The organism is Hymenobacter cavernae, from assembly GCF_014641455.1.
Classification (GTDB): Bacteria; Bacteroidota; Bacteroidia; order Cytophagales; family Hymenobacteraceae; genus Hymenobacter; species Hymenobacter cavernae.
In genome coordinates this window covers 222,643-241,173 of sequence record NZ_BMHT01000003.1, presented here as the reverse complement: position 1 = coordinate 241,173, position 18,531 = coordinate 222,643, and the positions used below count along the sequence as shown (strand labels likewise).

Here is an 18,531-nt window from a genome sequence, read left to right as displayed (position 1 = left end):
CATTTAAAACTTCATTTTCCTCTTCCTTCCACGATGATTTTCAGCGTGTAGAGGAACACGCGGAAGTCCATGGCCAAGCTCATATTTTCAATGTAGAGGATGTCGAACTTGAGGCGCTCCACCATCTGCGGGACAGTTTCGGCGTAACCGTATTTCACCTGGCCTAGGCTCGTGAGGCCGGGGCGCACACGGTGCAGGTGGCGGTAGTGCGGCGCCACTTTCACGATCTGGTCGATGAAGAACTGCCGCTCGGGGCGCGGCCCCACCAGGCTCATGTCGCCCTTGAGCACGTTCCAGAACTGCGGTAGCTCATCCAGCCGGACTTTCCGCATGAAGCGGCCCCAAGGCGTGATGCGCGGGTCGTGGTCGGAGCTGAGTGCGGGGCCCATCTGCTCGGCATTCACGTACATCGAGCGAAACTTATAGATGCGAAACGGCACGGCGTGCAGCCCAATTCGATCCTGCGAGTAGAACACGGGGCCCGGCGACGAAAGTTTGACCATCACGGCCGTGAAAGCGTACACCGGCCAGGCCAGCACCAGAAACAACGCCGATACGATTACATCCAACGCCCGCTTGGTTACTTCCTGCCACAGCGGCAGCAAATCCTGCTTGATTTCGATCAGCGGCGTACCGAATAGGTGGTTCACCTTCACCGACCCGAGCAGCATCTGATAGAGGTCGGGCAGGATGCTCACGCGGGCGGGCGTGCCTTCCAGCAGGGTCAGAATCTGCTGAATCATGCGGTGCTCGCTCGGCTCGATGCTGATAACAACCTGCTCAATTTTCAGGGCTCGAATGAGCGCCGGCAACCGCAGATAAGAGCCTCGTGCTGGCAACTCGGCGGCTAACTCCGCATCCACCGTGTCGCCTACTGGCGCAAACCCTACGAGCTTCAAACCTAGGTGGCGGCCGGTGCGTTGCAGCTCGTGGTAGGTGTCACGGGCCAGGGCATTCGAGCCGACCAGCAGCGTATTAAAGGAAATAGCCCCGCTATACACCAGCTTCTGCACGCTCGATACAGCCCACGTCCGCAGTACCGCCGTGATGGTGAAGTGTAGCACGAAGTAGGCCGTAATGGTCTTATAATAAAGCTGATAGTTCTTTACACCCTGGTCATCGAGCAACAACACGAAGAAGATGATGACCGCCCCAATGATCGATACCCTAGCCAGGCGAATAATCTCGGCCAGGCGCGACTTGCGAAAGATGTCCCGGTACTCGCCAATCAGCGCGTAGAGCACCGTCCAGAACACGGCAATCATCGCGGAGGAGCCGACCAGGAAGAAAACGGCGCTTTCGGTGAAATGATATCCTTCCATCATTTCGCTGAGCAGGTACTTGCGCAGCAAAAAGAAAAAAATCCAGGCCAACAAAGCTGCTCCGAAATCGGCAGTTATCAGCTTCAGTTTTTGGAAGGTACGGATCAAGGGTGGTAGCGGCCCATCCGGACGGCCCCGGCAGGCAAGTTGATTTGTGAGACGGAAGCCGTATTTTCGCGGCTGGCGCTGCACTGCGGGGCTTTTCGCCTGCTTTGCACCGCCGCAAAGGTAGGGCAATAAACCGGAACCCGACAATGCCTCCGCCACTCTTCCCCATGCACGCTGATAGTTACCGCCACCGCGGTTTGCGCCGTGCCCTCGTGGCCGAGCTGCGCCGCAAAGGCATCCACGATGAGCAGGTGCTGGCGGCTCTGTCTGTGGTGCCGCGCCACCTGTTTTTTGAGTCCGCTTTCCAGGAACACGCCTACCAGGACAAGGCCTTTCCGATTGGCGAAGGCCAAACGATTTCGCAGCCTTACACCGTTGCTTATCAGACGCAGTTGCTCGACCTAGGTCCGCACGAGCGGGTGCTGGAAATCGGCACCGGCTCGGGCTACCAGTGCTGCGTGCTGCTCCAGATTACGCCCCACGTATACAGCATTGAGTACCAGCCCGTGCTGTTTGAGCGCACGCGCCGTCGCTTGGCTGGCCTGCACCAGTCGGCTCACCTCTTCTGCGGCGACGGCTCCCTAGGTTTGCCTCAGCACGCGCCCTTCGATAAGATTCTGGTTACGGCCGGTTCGCCCAACCTACCACGACCGTTACTCCAGCAGTTGCGGGTGGGCGGCTCTTTGGTTATTCCGGTGGGTGATGCGCAGGCACAGCACATGATGCGCGTGGTGCGCGAAACAGAACATGAGTTTTCGCGGGAAGTGTTTGAAGAGTTTCGTTTTGTGCCGCTGCTGGGGAAGGCGGGGTGGCAAGGGTGAGGCTAGGCTTAGAATAATCAACTTTCTAAATCCTACCTATGCGTTTTTTTGCTTTACTCAGTATAGCAGCTATTATCACTAGCTGTACTCCTAGCACAGATGATAAGATTAAAAACTTTTGGACATGGTTCGTAAACAATAAAGAGAGCTTTGAACATCTCAACGAGTCTAGTCGAGATGAGAAGCTAGACCTAATAATCGAGCACCTTCAACCTATAACTGACGGCTTAGCAGTAGAGGTTTCTAGTGAGATTAAAAAGACACGGGCACTAGTAATTTCACCAGAAGGAGACAAGACAAAATTCTCAGTCGTCCGCAGGATCGTAGATGCAGCACCTTTAATGCAGGGATGGAAAGTAACAGCGTTTAGGCAACGAGACACGAGCGATTTTATCCTGGAGTACCGCTCTCTTAAGTTCACGCCGTCTGAAATGTATTTTCATCCTCTCGTAGAAGGCGACTCGCTCGATCTGATCATCTACTCTAAAGGGATTAAAAACCACAATCCCGATACAGTAGCATTGTACGGGCTCATTACTCTGGATAACGTATTAGGAGAATACGACTGTGTAATGGAAGTGCGTGATTACGACTTTCAAGATCTGGATGATGAAAAAGATAAGAGCGACTTAAGGCCATTGAAGGAACTGCCTAGGTTTGTTGACAATTTTCACCGGACAAACAAGTAAACCGCCGCATCTGCCACTCTCCTATCTTTGCGCCACATTTTCCCGCTGAATAACCTCCACCTGAATGCGCAAACAGAAGCCCGTTAAAGACTCGTTCGTGATTATGACCGAGTTGGTGCTGCCCAACGATACCAATACGCTCAACAACCTCATGGGCGGCCGCATGATGCACCTGATGGACATTGCCGCCGCTATTTCTGCCCAGCGCCACTCCAACCGCATCGTCGTTACAGCTTCCGTTGATAACGTGTCGTTTCAGGCGGGCATTCGGCTAGGTAATGTTATTACGTTGCAGGCCCAGGTTACGCGCGCGTTCAGCTCGTCGATGGAAGTGCACATTGAGGTGTGGTCGGAAGACGTGCCGAACGGGACCAAGTTCAAGTCGAACGAAGCCTTCTTCACCTTTGTGGCCGTAGATCAGTCGGGCCGCCCGATTGACGTGCCGGAGGCGGTGCCGGAAACAGCTGAAGAAATCAGCTTGTACGAAGGAGCGTTGCGTCGGCGGCAATTGCGCTTAGTGCTGGCCGGGCGCCTGCACCCCCGCGACGCCAACGAGCTGAAAGCCCTTTTTGAACTCGAATAAATTCTGTATTCCGTGGATCAGCAGGCCGCTTTAGCCTTTTTCTCAACGTTTTATACGAATACGTCGCTCTACGTGGTAGCGGAGCCGGATGCGGAGCTATTGGCTCCGGCCGCACCCGTAGAAGCTGTTGTGCCGCCGCCTGCTCCCATACCGGTGGTAGCGGCACCAGAACCTAGGCCTGTGGTACCAACTGCTGCGCCTGCGCCAAAGCCAGTTACTTCGCCTCCACCCATTGCACCGCCAGCGCCCGGCAAGCTACCCTCACTGGCAGGCTTAAACCTACAGCCAAGTCCGGCGCCAGCGCCGAAGCCAGTTCCCGAGCCCACACCGGCTCCCGCGCCGCCACCCATACCGGCGCCTAGCGCTCCACGCCAACCTACTGCCACCTCTTCGCCGGTAGCAAATACGCCATTTTCTACCCTAGGCAGCAACCCAAACGGGCTCGTCATTCTGGTGCGCCTGGACCCTGTGCGGTTTCAACGTTTGCCCAGGAACGTGTTCCTCAACAACGTTCTGAAAGCTATCCGGCTGATTGTGGAAGATGTAGTATTGGTTAATGTGGAATCCCATTTACCGGTAGCACTCAGTACCTTGCGCCAAACGTTGGCGGCCAAGCAGATTATCGGATTCGGCAAAAACCTGCTCGACGTTGCCGTGTACAAAACACAACTCTACGAACCCGTGCTGCTGGTCAACGACGTCGCCTACTTACCCGCCGCCGAAATCGAGCTGATTGAGGAAGACAACAGCCGGAAGAAGTTGCTGTGGCAAGCCATGCAGCGAATGTTCCTGAGCTAGGTTTCTTTCTGTAGCGCGAAGCCTGAGCTTCGCGTATCGCTGAACGACTTGGATTAGCAAGACCTAGATCCGGTCGTTCAACGATACGCGAAGCTCAGGCTTCGCGCTACAACTGCATTATAACAAAAGCGGCGGCCTCTTCGGGCCGCCGCTTTCATGTTGCAAAGTTTACAACCTTACGCGCCAGGAATGAGCGAAGCTAGCTTGGCTTCCAGCTCAGGGCCGCGCAGGTTTTTGGCGATGATGCGACCTTGCGGGTCGAGCAGCACCGTTTGCGGAATGGCTTTCACGCCGTAGGTCTGACCAGCGGCGCTTTCCCAACCTTTCAGGTCCGAAACCTGCGTCCAGGTGAGCTTGTCGTTGGCAATGGCTTTGAGCCACTTAGCGCGGTCCTGGTCGAAGGAAACGCTGTAGATGGCGAAGCCTTTATCTTTGAACTTGTTGTACATGCGCACCACGTTCGGGTTTTCCTGGCGGCACGGGCCGCACCACGAAGCCCAGAAGTCGATTAGCACGTACTTGCCCCGTAGCGACGACAGCGCCACTTCCTTTCCGTCGGGTGCCGCCAGCTTGATTTCGGGCGCTACCACGCCAACGGCGGTGGAGCGTAGCGGATCTAGCTTGGCAGCCAGCACTTTCGTGTAGCGCGAATCGGGCAACGCCTTCTTGAACTGCGTCGCCATCGAATCGGCGAAGGTGAACTGCTCATCGGGGTTCAATAAGCTACTCACAACGAACGCCGCTACCGGAGAAGTCGGGTTCTGCCGCACCAGCTGCTTGGTTGCCGCCGTGTTCTGGGCCTGAATGGCAAACGCCGACGCCTGAATTGCCTGCATGGAGTCGGCTTTGCCGGTCTGCGCAGCCTGCTCGTAGCGCTGCTCCAGCTTACTCATGGCCGTTTTCGAGCTTTGCATGATGCGCGTGAGCTGCTGCATCAGCTCAGAATCCTTGGAGCCCTGCACCGAGTAGGTGTCACCTAGCTTTTGGGCGTCGCCGCGGAGTTGCAGGTTGGCGCCATTGCTCAGCATCACAAGCACCTGGTTGGCGTCGTTCACCTTCACCTGGTACACGCTGGCTTCGGGCGTAGTGCCTTTGAGCGTGAAGCGGCCTTTATCATCAACGGTTGCCGTATCGCGCGACAGGAACTGGTTGTCACCTAGCTCGGCCAAATACACTTTCGTGCCGGCGGGCGCATTCGTCAGCTCGCCGCTCACTTCGTAAGCACCTCCGGCTGAATTAGTTGGAGGCGTGGCTTTGTTACAGGCATTGGCCATACCCAGCAGGGTGCCAACTAGCAGAAGACTTTTCATGTTGTGCATCATCTCGGATGAATCGGCCAGCTAGTTACCGGCGAATCGGTTTGCAAAGGTCAGTATTTAGAACGAGAAGTCGCATGGATTGGATAAGAACCAGATGATCCTAGCCTATACCAAGAACGCTAAAGGCCAGTCATTTCGACCAACGGGAGAAATCTCGCGTGCTGACGTTGTGGTTACTAGCCAACGTCAGCACGCGAGATTTCTCCTCCTTGCTTGATGCGCAACATGGTCGAAATGACAAAGACTCCAGGCGCCGCCTGACGTTTTGCGCTTTCTGGTTGAGCTAGCGCTTAAACAAGGCTAGGCCGCGTCTAGTTTCTGGCGCAGCAACTGATTTGCCGCTTTTGGGTCGGCTTTGCCACCGGTGAGCTTCATCAGCTCGCCCATAAACATGCCCGTGAGCGACTTTTTGCCGGCCCGGTACTCGGCCACTTTCGCCGGGTTGGCGTCGAGCACCTGCTGAATCAAGGCTTCCAGCTCGCCCGCATCCGACTGCTGCAACAGCCCTTGCGACTCGGCCGCAGCGGCGGCCGTTTGCGTGGGGTTTTCCAGCAAGTACGGGAAGAGCTGCTTGGATGCCACCGAGTGACTGATCTTGTTATCATCAATCAATTTGATGATGTCGGCGAGGTGCTGGGGCGTGAGCGGAAAGTTTTCCATCGTCACGGCGCGCTCGTTCAAATACGACTTCACGGGGCCTTGCACCCAGTTGGCAGCCGCTTTGGCGTTGGTGGTCAGGCGGCTCAGCTCGTCGAAGAACAGGGCGACTTCCTTCTGATCGATGAGTACGTTGGCGTCATAATCCGACAAACCTAGCTCGCGGGTGAAGCGGGCATAGAGCTGCTGCGGCAGCGCCGGCAACTCGGCCTGCACGCGGTGCAGCCACGCGTCGTCGATGATAACGGGCGTCAGGTCGGGCTCGGGGAAGTACCGATAGTCGTTCATCGTTTCCTTGCTCCGCTGGCCGTTAGTAGTGCCGCTGGCCGCGTCGAAGCCGCGGGTTTCACTGGTCACTTCCTCACCGGCTTCCAGGATGGCAATCTGACGCTCGATTTCATGGTCGATGGCGCGCTGCACGTTGCGGAAGGAGTTCATGTTCTTCACTTCCACCTTCATCCCGAACTGCTTGGCGTCCTTCAGCATCACGGAGATGTTGGCATCGCAGCGCAGCGAGCCTTCCTCCATATTGCCGTCGCAGACACCTAGGTATTCCACCAGCTTTTTAATCTCGGTAAGATAGGCATATGCCTCGTCAGCAGTACGCAGGTCGGGCTCCGACACAATTTCGATGAGCGGCACACCGGCGCGGTTCAAATCCACCAGCGTCTCTACCTCGCCCGCCAAGTGCATCGACTTGCCCGCGTCTTCCTCCATGTGAATGCGCGTCAGGCCGATCTTCTTCTCCGTACCATCGGGCAGGCGAATATCAACGTGACCGGCGGTGCAGATTGGCGTCTTATCCTGCGTGATTTGGTAGCCCTTGGGAAGGTCGGGATAGAAATAGTTTTTGCGCGCAAAGATGTTGTTGCGCGTGATCTGGCAGTTGGTGGCCAGGCCCATCTTAATGGCGTAGTCCACGGCCGTGCGGTTCACGCGGGGCAGCGTGCCGGGGTGACCTAGGGTAATCACGCTTAGGTTGTTATTAGGCAGGGCGCCGTACTCATTCTCGTCCGACGAGTACATCTTGCTGTGAGTCAGCAGCTGCGCGTGTACTTCCAGACCGATAACGGGCTGGTATTTAGCTTTTATCGTTTCGTCCATACTAGTAGGCAATGGGCGCTTTGCTTGATAAGCGACGCTCAAAATTCACTATTTAATCCGAAAGGTAACAGGTACGGTATAAGAAACATCCACGGGTTCCCCATCTTGTTTGCCCGGCGTAAAGGCCTTGAGGTGGCGTACGCCAAACATGGCGGCCTTTTGCAGCTCCTCGTACACGTCCCGCAAATTAGCCGGCACTTCGGCTTCCAACGTCTTCTTATCCGGTCGCACGTTCTGCACCTTGCCGTTCTTATCCACGACAAACAAGATCCTCACGACACCATTCACATGCCGGCACATTGCCTCTAGTGGATAATGCACGTTTTCCATTACGGCCTGCATCACAGCATCTTTGTCGCCGGCTCCTTCCGAATATACCGGCATTACGTCGTAGGAAAAAAAGGCGATTGGGGCACCATCCGGCCCATAACATTCGCCCGACACAAATACGCCCTTCTCGTAGCTTTCCTTGCGCCTGGGCTTGCCATCGGGGTAGAAAGTCAGCCGCTGGCCGTGGAGTTTGCCGCCCACATAATCTTCCTGCATCCGAACCTGTCCGCTCTCGTAGTAGTAGCTGCTGACACCGTGATGAATATGCCGTCTGATATTCAGGTAAGGCACATACGACCGGAGCTTGCCCGACGGATAAAACACGCGCACCGAGCCGCCGACACTGTCTCGGTAGGTAGTCTCGACACGATGATCGGCCCACTTTTCCGACGTTACTTTCACCCTATTGACATCGAAGTACTCAATAACCTTTTGCGGGTCAGTTGAGGGCGCCGTTGATTGCGCCGTTGATTGCGCCGTTGATTGCGCGTAAAGATTGCCACTGCTTGCGCAAAGGGCCATGAGCAACAATAATCTGTTTACCATTTATAATATCCTCTTTTACAGGCAATTTGTTGACGCAATATAAAGCAAAGCTTTATCTAGTACAGAAACCTAGGTTAGCCTACCACCGTCGTATCAATCAACCGTATGGTGCAGGCTACTTCCGCGTATTCCGTCCGGCGAATTAAGCTTAACAGTACCTGCGGACCTAGGCCGGGATTGATAATTTTTCGGGCCAGATTGCACACCATCATATCCATCACTGCGATGTGCGCGTGCTGTTGCTGCGGAGGAAGGTTGGCGAGCAGCGTGGCATTGGCCCACGCCGTTTTGCGTGCCACCCCGATGCTGAAGTTGAGCACGCTGACTTGCTGGGTAGCAGCCACGCGGGTCAGCCAGCGCATGGGCCGCCATACTTCCTCCAAGCACTTCTGAATGTCATCCACCAAGGAGGCAATGACGTCGTTGATGCGGTCGAAATCATTCTTCAGCGCCTTGATTTGCGAGCCCGGCGCGACAGTTGCAGCCGCAATAGCTAGGTCCAGGTTGATGTGCGTGTTGATGCCGAGCACCAGCTGCTGAATGACGGTGAGCGACTGATTAAGGCAGCCGTCAAACGCGTATTTCCACGAGGCGCTGCACGCGGCTTTCTGGCCGTACGCCTGCCAGGCACCTAGGTAGCGCTACGCAAACACGATATCTAGCTTTTCCATGCGGGTCCCATCTTCGAAAGCGCCTGCCGCAATGCCTTCGGCTACAGCCATCGTCATGTGCTTGTACAGAGTGGCGAAGTAGCCCGCTCGGTTCTGCGTCTGCTCGCAGGTTTGCACAATGGTGTCGATGGCCTCTACGACGTCGGAGATGCGGTGCAGTTCCATGGGTACCTAGCTTTGGTGGGAAAACAGGATAAGCTTACACGCCGCAATCAATCAGTATGCAGGCAATATCTAACTCCTGCACGAACTATTCAAATGATTGATTATAAGCGAAAAGGCTAGCACCTTCCTGCCTGTTAGTTGCAGGGAAGCGCCAGCCTTTTGCTTGTCTTACTATGTTGCTTAACCTAGGTTCTTCGCTACAAGCTCTTCCGCTTTGCCAATTGCAGCATCCAGGCCAGCCGCGTTCTTACCGCCAGCGGTAGCGAAGAACGGCTGACCACCGCCCCCACCCTGGATTTCCTTCGCCAACTCGCGCACTAGCGTAGAAGCATTGAGCTTACCGGCTTTGGCAACTTCGTCGTCGAGCATCACGGCCAATTGTGGCTTGCCGTCGATTTCGGAACCGAGCACGGCCACGAGGTTAGGTACCGCCTGCCGCAGGTCGTAAGCTAGCTTCTTGAGCAGATCAGCCGATGATACGTTCACCTTAGCAGCCAGGAAATTAACGCCGTTCAACTCCTTCGCCTGAGCAGCTAGCTGCTCCTTCTGGGCCGTCACGTTTTGTAGCTCAAATTGCTCCAGCTGCTTGCGCAAAGTGGTGTTCTCCTCGCTCAGCTTCTGGATACTGGTCAGCAGGTGCTGTGGGTTGCCGAGAGCTTCGCGCACGGCCGTGAGTTGGTCGAGTTGAGCCTGCACGAAGTTCTCAGCGGCTTCGGCTGTCACCGCTTCGATGCGGCGCACGCCAGCTCCTACGGCGCTTTCCGCCGTGATTTTGAAGAAGCCAATGTCGCCGGTGGTGCGCACGTGCGTGCCGCCGCAGAGCTCCACCGAGAAGCCAGGGTCAAAGGTGATAACGCGCACGAACTCGCCGTACTTCTCGCCGAACAACGCCGTGGCACCTAGGTTCTTGGCTTCGTCGATGGGTACATTGCGGCGCTCGTCGAGCGGGATTTGCTGCCGGATGCGCTGGTTTACCAGCGTTTCCACCTGGCGCAGCTGGTCGTCGGTCACTTTGGTGAAGTGCGAGAAGTCGAAGCGCAGGAGCTTGTCGTTCACCAACGAGCCTTTCTGCGCTACGTGGCTACCAACTACTTCGCGCAGCGCTGCTTGCAGCAAGTGAGTGGCCGTGTGGTTCTTGCGAATCAGCTCGCGGCGGGCGTGGTCGATGCGGGCAAAGAATTCGCCACCTAGGTCTTCCGTGTCTGGCAGGTCGAGGACGGTGTGCACGATGAGGTCGTTTTCCTTTTTCGTGTCAATCACGCGCACTTTCGACAGGCCCGACTCGATGTAGCCGGTGTCGCCAATCTGCCCGCCCGACTCGGCGTAGAACGGCGTTTGGTCGAGCACCACCTGGTACTCAGTTTTGCCTTTCTGCGTCAGTTTGCGGTAGCGCAGGATGCGGGCGGGGGCTTCTTCCAGGTCGTAACCTACGAAGGCTGGCTGCTCGTCGTCGGCGTGCACGATGGTCCAGTCGCTCTGCTCGGCTTCCTGAGCGTTGCGGGACCTAGCTTTTTGAGCAGCTAGCTCTTGCTGAAAACCGGCTTCGTCTACCGTCAAGCCCTTCTCGCGGGCAATAAGCGCCGTAAGGTCAAGCGGAAAACCGAAAGTATCCGACAACTCGAAAGCAGCCTTGCCATCGATGGTACTCCCTTGACTCTTAAAGCTTTCTTCTAACGCATCAATGCGACGCAGACCATTTTCCAGCGTTTTCAGGAAGGCAATTTCCTCTTCCTCAATCACGCGCTGTACAAACTGCTGTTGCTGCTTCAGCTCGGGGAAAACACCGGCCATCTGGTCGGCCAGCACCGGCACAATCTTGTAGAGGAAAGGCTGCTTCTGCCCTAGGCTCGAAAACGCGTAGCGTACAGCACGGCGCAGAATGCGGCGAATCACGTAGCCAGCCTTCACGTTGCTCGGCAGCTGACCATCGGCGATGGTGAAGCTGATGGCCCGGATGTGGTCGGCAATGACGCGGATGGCAATATCCGTTTTTTCGTTCTCAGTGGCGGGTTGGTCGTTCACCGTAGCAGGCGACGTACCGTGGTATTCTACGCCGGCTTCCTTGGCAATGAACTGAATGAGCGGCTGAAAAACGTCAGTGTCGTAGTTGGACTTCACGCCCGACACAGCCATCATCAAACGCTCGAAACCCATACCCGTATCAACGTGTTGCTGAGGCAGTTTTATCAGCGACTTATCAGCCATGCGCTGAAACTCCATGAACACGTTGTTCCAGATTTCAACCACTTGCGGGTGGTCGGCGTTGATCAGCTCACGGCCGGGTTTCTGAGCTACTTCCTCCTCGCTACGCAGGTCAATGTGGATTTCGGTGCAGGGGCCGCAGGGGCCCGTGTCGCCCATTTCCCAGAAGTTATCCTTCTTGTTGCCGGGCAGAATCCGATCGTCGGTTGTGTACTGGCGCCAGAGGTCCTGGGTTTCGGTATCGGCCGTAAGATTGTCGCCTTTGTCGCCTTCGAAGTAGGTTACGTAGAGGCGGTCTTTCGGCAGCTTGTATACTTCGGTCAGCAGCTCCCAAGCCCAGGCAATGGCCTCCTTCTTGAAGTAATCGCCAAAGGACCAGTTACCTAGCATCTCGAACAAGGTATGGTGGTAGGTGTCGTAGCCTACCTCTTCCAGGTCGTTGTGCTTGCCCGATACACGCAAACACTTCTGCGTGTCGGCAACGCGCTTGTAGGGCGCGGGCTTGTTGCCCAGGAAATAGTCTTTGAACGGGGCCATGCCGCTGTTGATAAACAGCAGCGTGGGGTCATCTTTCACCACCAGCGGCGCCGAGGGCACAATGTGGTGGCCTTTCGAAGCGAAGAAATCGAGGAATTGCTGGCGGACGTGAGCGGCAGTCGGTTGAGACATGAGGAAGGAGTAAGAACACAGCGTCGGATTGGCGACGACGGCAATTTTGGCTACTTTGCGACTTTAGGAACCCAAATAACTGAGCTACAAAGGCACTTTTGCAAAGGTAGCCACTTCGTCCCGAAGTCGGAACGCCGTTGTGGTGCGGTTGCCTAGCTCACTTTTCACCTCTTGTCCATGAAATCTCCCTTTTCGCGGCGCCCTGTTGCCATTCTTTCCCGCTGGAAGCCGCAGCTGCTCCTAGGTGTGCTACTTGTGCTGCTAGATTTCACCCTGCACGCCGAAATGCAACCGCTTCATTACGAGCAACTAGCGCCTGCGCCCAAGCCCAGGAAAAAAATTGGGAAGATGCTGGGCGCGGATATTTCCTTTCTGCCACAGCTGGAAGCCAGAGGAATTACGTTCTCCGACAAAGGCCAAACCAAGGATGCCATTGAGATTCTGAAAGATCATGGCTTCAACTATATCCGACTGCGCATCTTCAATAATCCGGCGGCCGATAGCGGCTACTCGCCCCAGAAAGGTTTCTGCGACCTAGCCCACACCCAGCAGATGGCTAAGCGCATCAAAAAGGCCGGCCTGAAGTTCCTGCTCGACTTTCACTACAGCGACACCTGGGCCGATCCGCAGAAGCAGTTTAAGCCCGAAGCCTGGAAGGATCTGCACGGCGCGCAGCTCACCCAAGCCGTGCACGACTACACCCGCGACGTGCTGCTGTCCCTCAAAGCCCAGGGCACCTCGCCCGATATGGTGCAGGTCGGCAACGAAATTAACCACGGCATGCTCTGGCCCGACGGCGACATTCACAGCGCCGACAGCGTAGCCCGGCTCGACAACCTAGCTGAGCTGCTGAAAGCTGGCGTGGCCGCCGTGCGCGAAACCATTCCTAAGAGCTTGATAATGATGCACATTGCCCTAGGTGGTCAGAACGAGCAGTCGGTGTACTGGCTCGACAACATGCAGAAGCGCGGCGTGACGTTCGACGTTATCGGCGAATCGTACTACCCGCAGTGGCACCGCACCATCCCCGACTTGCAGCGCAACCTTACGGACCTAGCCAAGCGCTACCCGCAAGATGTGGTAGTAGTAGAATATTCAGAGCGCAAGCGCGAGGTGAATGATGTTGCTTTTAATATTCCTAACAACAAAGGCCTAGGTACTTTCATCTGGGAGCCGCTGAACACCTGGGAACAGATCTTCGATAAGCAAGGCAAAGCCAATGACCTGCTGATGGTTTATGATGAGGTCAGCAAGAAGTTCAGGATCAAGTAGCTAGGGCAGTTCTTACCTAGCTACTGCGGGCCTTGACAAACTAGGCCCATGTTTTGAGTTTATTTATAAGCTAGCTTTTTGCGGCTCTCCTCCTTCACGCCTCTACCATCTCCATGCCCTACAAAGAGCACGAAATTGAAAAGCAATACTTCACCATCGGCGAGGTAGCGGCGCAGTTCAACGTGGCGCCATCGCTGATTCGCTTCTGGGAAACGGAGTTTGACGAGCTGCGCCCCCGCAAAAGCAAGAAGGGCAACCGCCTCTACACCCCGCAGGATATTGATACGTTCCGCACCATTTACCACCTAGTGAAGGAGCGCGGCTACACCATCCCCGGCGCCCGCGACATGCTCAAGCAGAAAGGTCCGCAGCTCAAGGAAAAGATCGACGTGATTCAGAGCCTGGAACGGATGCGCGGGTTTCTGGTGAGCTTGAAGAAGGAGATTGATGAGCGGGGTAAGGAGCAGGGATAAATAAAGAACGTCATGTCTCCCGCTGGTCGACATGACGTTCTAAAGTTGCACGCGAGATGTTTCAACAAGCTCAGCATGACAACCTAGCTTAGTTCATAGTTACAGTATTTATTCAATGTCTATTTCTACCCTCAACGATACTCTCCTTTACGAAGTCGCCCTTACATTATTCCCTGGCATCGGGCCGCAGCTCACGCGGCAGCTGATGAGCTACGGTGGCTCGGCCAAAAACGTGCTGCACCTACCGCCGGGCAAGTTGCGCAAGATCCCAGGCGTGGGGCCGACGACCGTGGCAAATCTTACCGGTGCTGAGCGCACCCTAGCTTTGCGCAAAGCGGAAAACACGCTGAAGAAAGCAGAGCAAGACGGCGTGCAGCTGCTTTTTTACACCAGTAAAGCCTACCCTAGCCGCCTCAAGCAAATCCCCGACGCGCCGGCCCTGCTCTACTACCAAGGTACCAGCGACCTGAACTATCCAAAGACCGTGGCGCTCGTGGGCACGCGCCAGGCCACGGACTACGGCCGCGAGCAAACCGAGCGCATTGTAAAGGGCTTGGTACCGCATCAGCCGTTGGTTATCAGCGGGCTAGCGTACGGCATCGACATTGCGGCGCACCGGGCGGCCTTGCAGGAAGGCTTGGCTACGATTGGCGTGATGGCTACGGGGCTTGACATTATCTACCCCCACGCCCACCGCAAAACCGCCGAGAAGATGCGCGAGCAGGGCGGCTTGCTCACCGAGTTTCCCTTCGGCACCCAGCCCGACCGCTACAACTTTCCGGCGCGTAACCGCATTATCGCCGGGCTGGCCGACGGCACCGTGGTGGTGGAAGCCGCCAAGAAAGGCGGGGCGCTCATCACGGCGGAAATAGCGCTGAGCTACAACAAAGACGTGCTGGCTGTGCCCGGCAACCTCACCAACCTGACTTCGGAAGGCTGTAACCATCTCATCAGGAGCAACAAAGCCGCGCTCTACGCCGAGCCAAAGGATTTGGAAGAGTTGCTCAACTGGGATGAAGCACTGCACCCGCTGGGCAAGTTCGGCCCTACTTCCACCTACGACCCGGCCGATTTCACCGCCGAAGAATTTGCCATCATCACCGTTCTGCAAAACGCTCCCAACCGCGAAGAGCACCTCGACAACCTAGCTTGGAAAGCGCAACTACCAGTGCACCAGGTAGCGTCGTTGCTGCTGGGATTGGAATTCCGGAGCGTGGTAAAGTCGCTGCCAGGCAAGAAGTACGTGTTGAGCTAGCCTATGTACCTAATCTACAACGGCCGCTTACTAGCGCAGCAGGAGTTCAACCTAGCTTTGCCTAACCGCGGGTTCTACTTTAACGACGGCTTCTTCGAAACACTGATCTGGGCGGATGATGCTATTCGGTACGGGTCGCACCACATATCCCGCATGCGGCGGGCAGCCGCTGTGCTCGGCTTGGAGCTGCCGGCAGCTCTGCGCGACCTAGGTTTGCTGGAAGGTTTGTTTCGCCAATTAATAGCAACTGATTCGCTGCCGCAAGCCCGCCTGCGGCTACATATCTGGCGCGGCGGCGGCGGCCTCTACACCCCCGAAACAGGCGCGGCTGAGTTTCTGATAACGGCGCAGCCATTTGCGCCACACCCGCTGGCCGCAGCCCGCGCCGACTTCGCGCATACAGTGCGAACCCAGCCTTCGACATGGGCTTTCTGCAAGGGCCCGAATGCACTAACGTACGTGCTGGCCGGCCAGGAACGGCAGCGCCGCGGCCTCGACGAGATAATCTTGCTGGCTCCTGACGGCAACCTGGCGGAAGCGGGTGCAGCCGCTGTTTTCTGGATTACGGACGGGCAGCTCCACACTCCTGCTTTAGCTACTGGCTGCGTAGCCGGCGTGCGGAGGGCACACTTGCTAGCCGTAGCGCGCACGCACGGAATCTTGTGCGTTGAAGGCCTCTATCAGCCGGCTGAACTACTGAGAGCCGAAGCTGCTTTTACCGCCAATGTGGCTGCTATTCGCCCCCTGGCGCAGGTAGCAGATGCTCACCTGGCTTCGGCACAGCATCCGCTTCTGCGCGAGCTATGCACCTGGGAAGCCAGGTAGCACCCACTCCGGAAGCGCTGAGCAGATTTCACCCAAACGCCAGGGTCTTATGCTGCCCGATCAATGTTGCGGCAGCGTAATTGCATCCAGCTCGCCTCAAACTCAGCCAGATCTTCTTCTGTCACATTGTTCAGGCGCAGTACATCGGGGCGGGCCCACTGACCTAGGTCTAACGCATAAAGCGCCACCCAGGCGCGGTGCCGCCTCGACAATAAGCTTGGCGCCGACGCAACTAGCGCAGAAGTAGGGAAAGACGCTGTAGAAGTAGAGAGTAGCATATCGAGAAACTAATTCAGCCTACATACGGCAGAAATGATGCGTGCAGATGTGAGATTCTAAAAATAATTAAAATATATTTATTTTATTATATAAAAAGCAAGCACAAAACAAATCAACCGTCAAATCGACTTCTTTGCCTTGTCCTTCAGATAGTTAATTAACCTAGTTCAACGAGAAGCTAGCTGTCAGCTCTTCCACGGAAGCCCGAGTAGCGGGTTCGAAACGCAACATTCGGAAGATGCGTTGGGCTTCATCGGCCAACGACTGCATGGCGGCCACGGGCACGGTTTCCCGGCGGCCAGCTACCACTCTTGGCTGCATCGCCACCACCGACGTTTTGCTCACCATCCCGTCCGGCTTTATCTCTAGCTTTATCACCACGCTACCCTCCGCACCCGCTTTCTGCGCGGCCACGGGGTAGCGGCTGTTTTCCCTGAAGAACACCATCGAAACGCTGTCTTCCGCCAGCGGCTTATGCTCGCGCACCCGTTGCGTCAGGCCGCGCTTGATCAGCTTCGACTGCTTGACTACCGGCTCTTCCACTGGCTGGGCAGCAGGAGCAGCTTCGGTTGCCGGGGGGGCTACTTTGGCAGGCCGCACCTTTTTAGGAAGCGGCGTAATAGGAGCCGCTGGGGCCGCCGTCCAGATATTGAAGCTGTTCTGAGCCTGCACGGCGGGTACAGCTAGTAGTAGAGCTGCCAGGGCGTAAAACCACTTTCTCATACCTTCTTCTTGTAAATGACACCATCACAGCCGCTCCTACGCATCCTTACTTTTGCGGCAGCGCTATATAAACGTTAAAAGCAGCTGAATAGGTGCCAGGTTGCGCACTTCCCCGGAAAAATTCGCTATTCCGCGGCCCGGTTGCAAAAGCAGGCCGTTGGCGCCGTGCCCGGCAACGTGGCTACTGCATCACATACCGTACGGGTACCTCTTCCAGCGTTGCGGAGGGTGCCGGCTCGAAGCGCAGGCCCCAGAGCAGCTGCTCGGCGTTGTGGCGCATGGCCTCCCGACCAGCGGTAGGAGAAGCTCCCTTCTCCGGGTGCGCACTCTGGTGAATGTCGTCGCCGGTTACGACGGATTTCGTTACGCCGCCATCGGGGCTTACCTCTAGGCGCACCATCACCTGCCCGGTCAGGCCGGCGCGCAATGCCGTGGGCGGAAACTGCAAGTGCTGCCAGGCGAAGTCATAATAGCCTGCATCTTCCTTGCTGTAGGCACGTTGCCGCAGCCGCTGACCTAGGCCCCGGCGCAAGGTAACCGACTTACCATTTGCCACTTGCAGGGAATCCTGCTCCCGGCGTTTAGCCACTGCCTGCGCTTTTTCTTCCTCGCGTGCTTTTGCTTTAAGTCCGGCGTTACCTCGCATGCCGGGCGCTTTACCAATCGTTGGTGGCGTAACGGGCGCGGCTTCCCAGCGGTTGAACGAGTTCTGAGCGAAGCTTGCCTGAGTAGCCAGCAACAAGGCGCCAGCCAACACAAGCCGAACCGATTTGGGTGGAGTTGCGGGTAGGTTATTTACGAACATAGCATTGGTACGTTAACGTTGATCAGGGCACTGACTACCCCCCTTTTCTACTACATCAACGCACTAAAGTTCTATTCCGGTATACGGCGGAGGGCTTTTACACCGCTACCGGTGCCTTGATGGCCGACCAGGGATCATAATTCTCCAGCTTGAAATCGTCGTACTGAAAGCCAAAAATATCCTTCACGGCCGGGTTCAGGTGCATCGTTGGTAGCGGGCGCGGCTCGCGGGTGAGTTGGAGCTGTGCTTGCTCTAAGTGATTGGAATACAAATGCGTATCGCCGCCCGTCCAGATGAGTTCGCCGGGAGCTAGGTCGGTTACCTGGGCCATCATCAGCGTGAGCAGGGCGTAGCTGGCAATGTTGAACGGCACACCCAGGAACACGTCGGCGGAGCGCTGGTAGAGCTGGCAGGAAAGTTTGCCGTCGGCCACGTAAAATTGGAACAAGGCATGGCAGGGCATGAGCGCCATCTGATCGAGTTCGGCCACATTCCAGGCGCTGACCAGGATACGCCGCGAGTCGGGCGACTGGCGTAGCTGCCGCACGACTTCGCTGATCTGGTCGACGTGGGAGCCATCGGGCTTGGGCCAGTTGCGCCACTGCTTACCGTACACCGGACCTAGCTCGCCATTGGCATCGGCCCACTCGTCCCAGATCTTTACACCGTGCTCTTTCAGGTACGCAATGTTGGTGTCGCCTTTCAGGAACCATAGCAGCTCGTGGATGATGCTCTTGAGGTGCACCTTTTTGGTGGTCACCAGCGGAAAGCCATCGGCCAGGTTGAAGCGCAATTGCGGCCCGAAGATGCTGAGCGTGCCGGTGCCGGTGCGGTCAGTTTTTTGGGTGCCGTGGTCAAGAATCTGGCGGACGAGAGCTAGGTATTGTTGCATGAGGCCAATTGGGATCTAGCCCC

At 56.4% G+C, this 18,531-nt stretch carries 17 protein-coding genes and 1 pseudogene; 8 read left to right on the top strand and 10 right to left on the bottom strand.

What is annotated here, in order from left to right:
• Positions 1-11: 11 nt before the first annotated feature.
• On the bottom strand, positions 12-1,430 hold the full coding sequence (locus IEX74_RS09275; RefSeq protein ID WP_229755177.1) for a sugar transferase: 1,419 nt from the start codon (positions 1,428-1,430) through the stop codon (positions 12-14).
• Positions 1,431-1,597: 167 nt separating this feature from the next.
• Between IEX74_RS09275 and IEX74_RS09270 the strand changes: the two genes are divergently transcribed.
• The 4 genes from IEX74_RS09270 to IEX74_RS23185 all read left to right on the top strand — a co-directional run bounded on the left by IEX74_RS09270 (position 1,598) and on the right by IEX74_RS23185 (position 4,321).
• Positions 1,598-2,251: a protein-L-isoaspartate(D-aspartate) O-methyltransferase gene (locus IEX74_RS09270; RefSeq protein WP_188813394.1), complete on the top strand. Its 654-nt coding sequence runs from the start codon at positions 1,598-1,600 to the stop codon at positions 2,249-2,251.
• A gap of 38 nt (positions 2,252-2,289) precedes the next feature.
• Positions 2,290-2,940, top strand: coding sequence for a hypothetical protein (locus IEX74_RS09265; protein ID WP_188813392.1), 651 nt, complete (start codon positions 2,290-2,292; stop codon positions 2,938-2,940).
• A gap of 64 nt (positions 2,941-3,004) precedes the next feature.
• Positions 3,005-3,523, top strand: a complete 519-nt coding sequence (locus tag IEX74_RS09260; RefSeq protein WP_188813390.1) for an acyl-CoA thioesterase — start codon at positions 3,005-3,007, stop codon at positions 3,521-3,523.
• Between the two features lie 12 nt (positions 3,524-3,535).
• Positions 3,536-4,321: a hypothetical protein gene (locus IEX74_RS23185; protein ID WP_229755176.1), complete on the top strand. Its 786-nt coding sequence runs from the start codon at positions 3,536-3,538 to the stop codon at positions 4,319-4,321.
• A gap of 176 nt (positions 4,322-4,497) precedes the next feature.
• Here IEX74_RS23185 and IEX74_RS09245 read toward each other — a convergent pair whose 3' ends face one another.
• The 5 genes and pseudogenes from IEX74_RS09245 to alaS all read right to left on the bottom strand — a co-directional run bounded on the left by IEX74_RS09245 (position 4,498) and on the right by alaS (position 11,984).
• On the bottom strand, positions 4,498-5,631 hold the full coding sequence (locus IEX74_RS09245) for a TlpA disulfide reductase family protein (RefSeq protein ID WP_188813384.1): 1,134 nt from the start codon (positions 5,629-5,631) through the stop codon (positions 4,498-4,500).
• A 309-nt stretch (positions 5,632-5,940) separates the two neighbouring features.
• Complete coding sequence (gene gatB, locus IEX74_RS09240; RefSeq protein ID WP_188813381.1) at positions 5,941-7,401, bottom strand: Asp-tRNA(Asn)/Glu-tRNA(Gln) amidotransferase subunit GatB; 1,461 nt, start codon at positions 7,399-7,401, stop codon at positions 5,941-5,943.
• Between the two features lie 48 nt (positions 7,402-7,449).
• A complete protein-coding gene (locus IEX74_RS09235; RefSeq protein WP_188813379.1) occupies positions 7,450-8,253 on the bottom strand; it encodes an energy transducer TonB in 804 nt (267 codons plus the stop codon).
• Between the two features lie 98 nt (positions 8,254-8,351).
• Positions 8,352-9,113 (bottom strand): annotated as a pseudogene (locus tag IEX74_RS23180) (DUF5995 family protein).
• 180 nt (positions 9,114-9,293) lie between these two features.
• Complete coding sequence (gene alaS / locus IEX74_RS09220) at positions 9,294-11,984, bottom strand: alanine--tRNA ligase (RefSeq protein ID WP_188813373.1); 2,691 nt, start codon at positions 11,982-11,984, stop codon at positions 9,294-9,296.
• Between the two features lie 177 nt (positions 11,985-12,161).
• Between alaS and IEX74_RS09215 the strand changes: the two genes are divergently transcribed.
• From IEX74_RS09215 to IEX74_RS09200, 4 genes are all read left to right on the top strand, one after another.
• A complete protein-coding gene (locus tag IEX74_RS09215; protein WP_188813371.1) occupies positions 12,162-13,256 on the top strand; it encodes a glycoside hydrolase family 53 protein in 1,095 nt (364 codons plus the stop codon).
• Between the two features lie 113 nt (positions 13,257-13,369).
• On the top strand, positions 13,370-13,729 hold the full coding sequence (locus IEX74_RS09210; RefSeq protein WP_188813369.1) for a MerR family transcriptional regulator: 360 nt from the start codon (positions 13,370-13,372) through the stop codon (positions 13,727-13,729).
• 115 nt (positions 13,730-13,844) lie between these two features.
• Positions 13,845-14,984 (top strand): DNA-processing protein DprA, encoded by a 1,140-nt coding sequence (gene dprA / locus IEX74_RS09205; RefSeq protein WP_188813367.1) that lies wholly within the window; start codon positions 13,845-13,847, stop codon positions 14,982-14,984.
• 3 nt (positions 14,985-14,987) lie between these two features.
• Positions 14,988-15,809: an aminotransferase class IV gene (locus IEX74_RS09200; protein ID WP_188813364.1), complete on the top strand. Its 822-nt coding sequence runs from the start codon at positions 14,988-14,990 to the stop codon at positions 15,807-15,809.
• A gap of 47 nt (positions 15,810-15,856) precedes the next feature.
• Here IEX74_RS09200 and IEX74_RS09195 read toward each other — a convergent pair whose 3' ends face one another.
• The 4 genes from IEX74_RS09195 to IEX74_RS09180 all read right to left on the bottom strand — a co-directional run bounded on the left by IEX74_RS09195 (position 15,857) and on the right by IEX74_RS09180 (position 18,508).
• Positions 15,857-16,087: a hypothetical protein gene (locus IEX74_RS09195; RefSeq protein WP_188813362.1), complete on the bottom strand. Its 231-nt coding sequence runs from the start codon at positions 16,085-16,087 to the stop codon at positions 15,857-15,859.
• Between the two features lie 163 nt (positions 16,088-16,250).
• The gene (locus IEX74_RS09190) at positions 16,251-16,811 is read right to left on the bottom strand and encodes an energy transducer TonB (RefSeq protein WP_188813359.1); all 561 of its coding nucleotides are present in this window, start codon (positions 16,809-16,811) and stop codon (positions 16,251-16,253) included.
• Between the two features lie 181 nt (positions 16,812-16,992).
• Positions 16,993-17,616, bottom strand: a complete 624-nt coding sequence (locus IEX74_RS09185; RefSeq protein ID WP_188813357.1) for an energy transducer TonB — start codon at positions 17,614-17,616, stop codon at positions 16,993-16,995.
• A gap of 97 nt (positions 17,617-17,713) precedes the next feature.
• Positions 17,714-18,508 (bottom strand): thymidylate synthase, encoded by a 795-nt coding sequence (locus IEX74_RS09180; protein WP_188813355.1) that lies wholly within the window; start codon positions 18,506-18,508, stop codon positions 17,714-17,716.
• Positions 18,509-18,531: the final 23 nt, after the last annotated feature.

Bases quoted from the DNA above. Each gene is read 5' to 3' on its own strand.
- IEX74_RS09270 (WP_188813394.1), top strand. From the start codon at position 1,598: ATGCACGCTGATAGTTACCGCCACCGCGGTTTGCGCCGTGCCCTCGTG.
- IEX74_RS09265 (WP_188813392.1), top strand. From the start codon at position 2,290: ATGCGTTTTTTTGCTTTACTCAGTATAGCAGCTATTATCACTAGCTGT.
- IEX74_RS09260 (WP_188813390.1), top strand. From the start codon at position 3,005: ATGCGCAAACAGAAGCCCGTTAAAGACTCGTTCGTGATTATGACCGAG.
- IEX74_RS09245 (WP_188813384.1), bottom strand. From the start codon at position 5,631: ATGAAAAGTCTTCTGCTAGTTGGCACCCTGCTGGGTATGGCCAATGCC.
- gatB (WP_188813381.1), bottom strand. From the start codon at position 7,401: ATGGACGAAACGATAAAAGCTAAATACCAGCCCGTTATCGGTCTGGAA.
- IEX74_RS09235 (WP_188813379.1), bottom strand. From the start codon at position 8,253: ATGGCCCTTTGCGCAAGCAGTGGCAATCTTTACGCGCAATCAACGGCG.
- alaS (WP_188813373.1), bottom strand. From the start codon at position 11,984: ATGTCTCAACCGACTGCCGCTCACGTCCGCCAGCAATTCCTCGATTTC.
- IEX74_RS09215 (WP_188813371.1), top strand. From the start codon at position 12,162: ATGAAATCTCCCTTTTCGCGGCGCCCTGTTGCCATTCTTTCCCGCTGG.
- IEX74_RS09210 (WP_188813369.1), top strand. From the start codon at position 13,370: ATGCCCTACAAAGAGCACGAAATTGAAAAGCAATACTTCACCATCGGC.
- dprA (WP_188813367.1), top strand. From the start codon at position 13,845: ATGTCTATTTCTACCCTCAACGATACTCTCCTTTACGAAGTCGCCCTT.
- IEX74_RS09200 (WP_188813364.1), top strand. From the start codon at position 14,988: ATGTACCTAATCTACAACGGCCGCTTACTAGCGCAGCAGGAGTTCAAC.
- IEX74_RS09195 (WP_188813362.1), bottom strand. From the start codon at position 16,087: ATGCTACTCTCTACTTCTACAGCGTCTTTCCCTACTTCTGCGCTAGTT.
- IEX74_RS09190 (WP_188813359.1), bottom strand. From the start codon at position 16,811: ATGAGAAAGTGGTTTTACGCCCTGGCAGCTCTACTACTAGCTGTACCC.
- IEX74_RS09185 (WP_188813357.1), bottom strand. From the start codon at position 17,616: ATGTTCGTAAATAACCTACCCGCAACTCCACCCAAATCGGTTCGGCTT.
- IEX74_RS09180 (WP_188813355.1), bottom strand. From the start codon at position 18,508: ATGCAACAATACCTAGCTCTCGTCCGCCAGATTCTTGACCACGGCACC.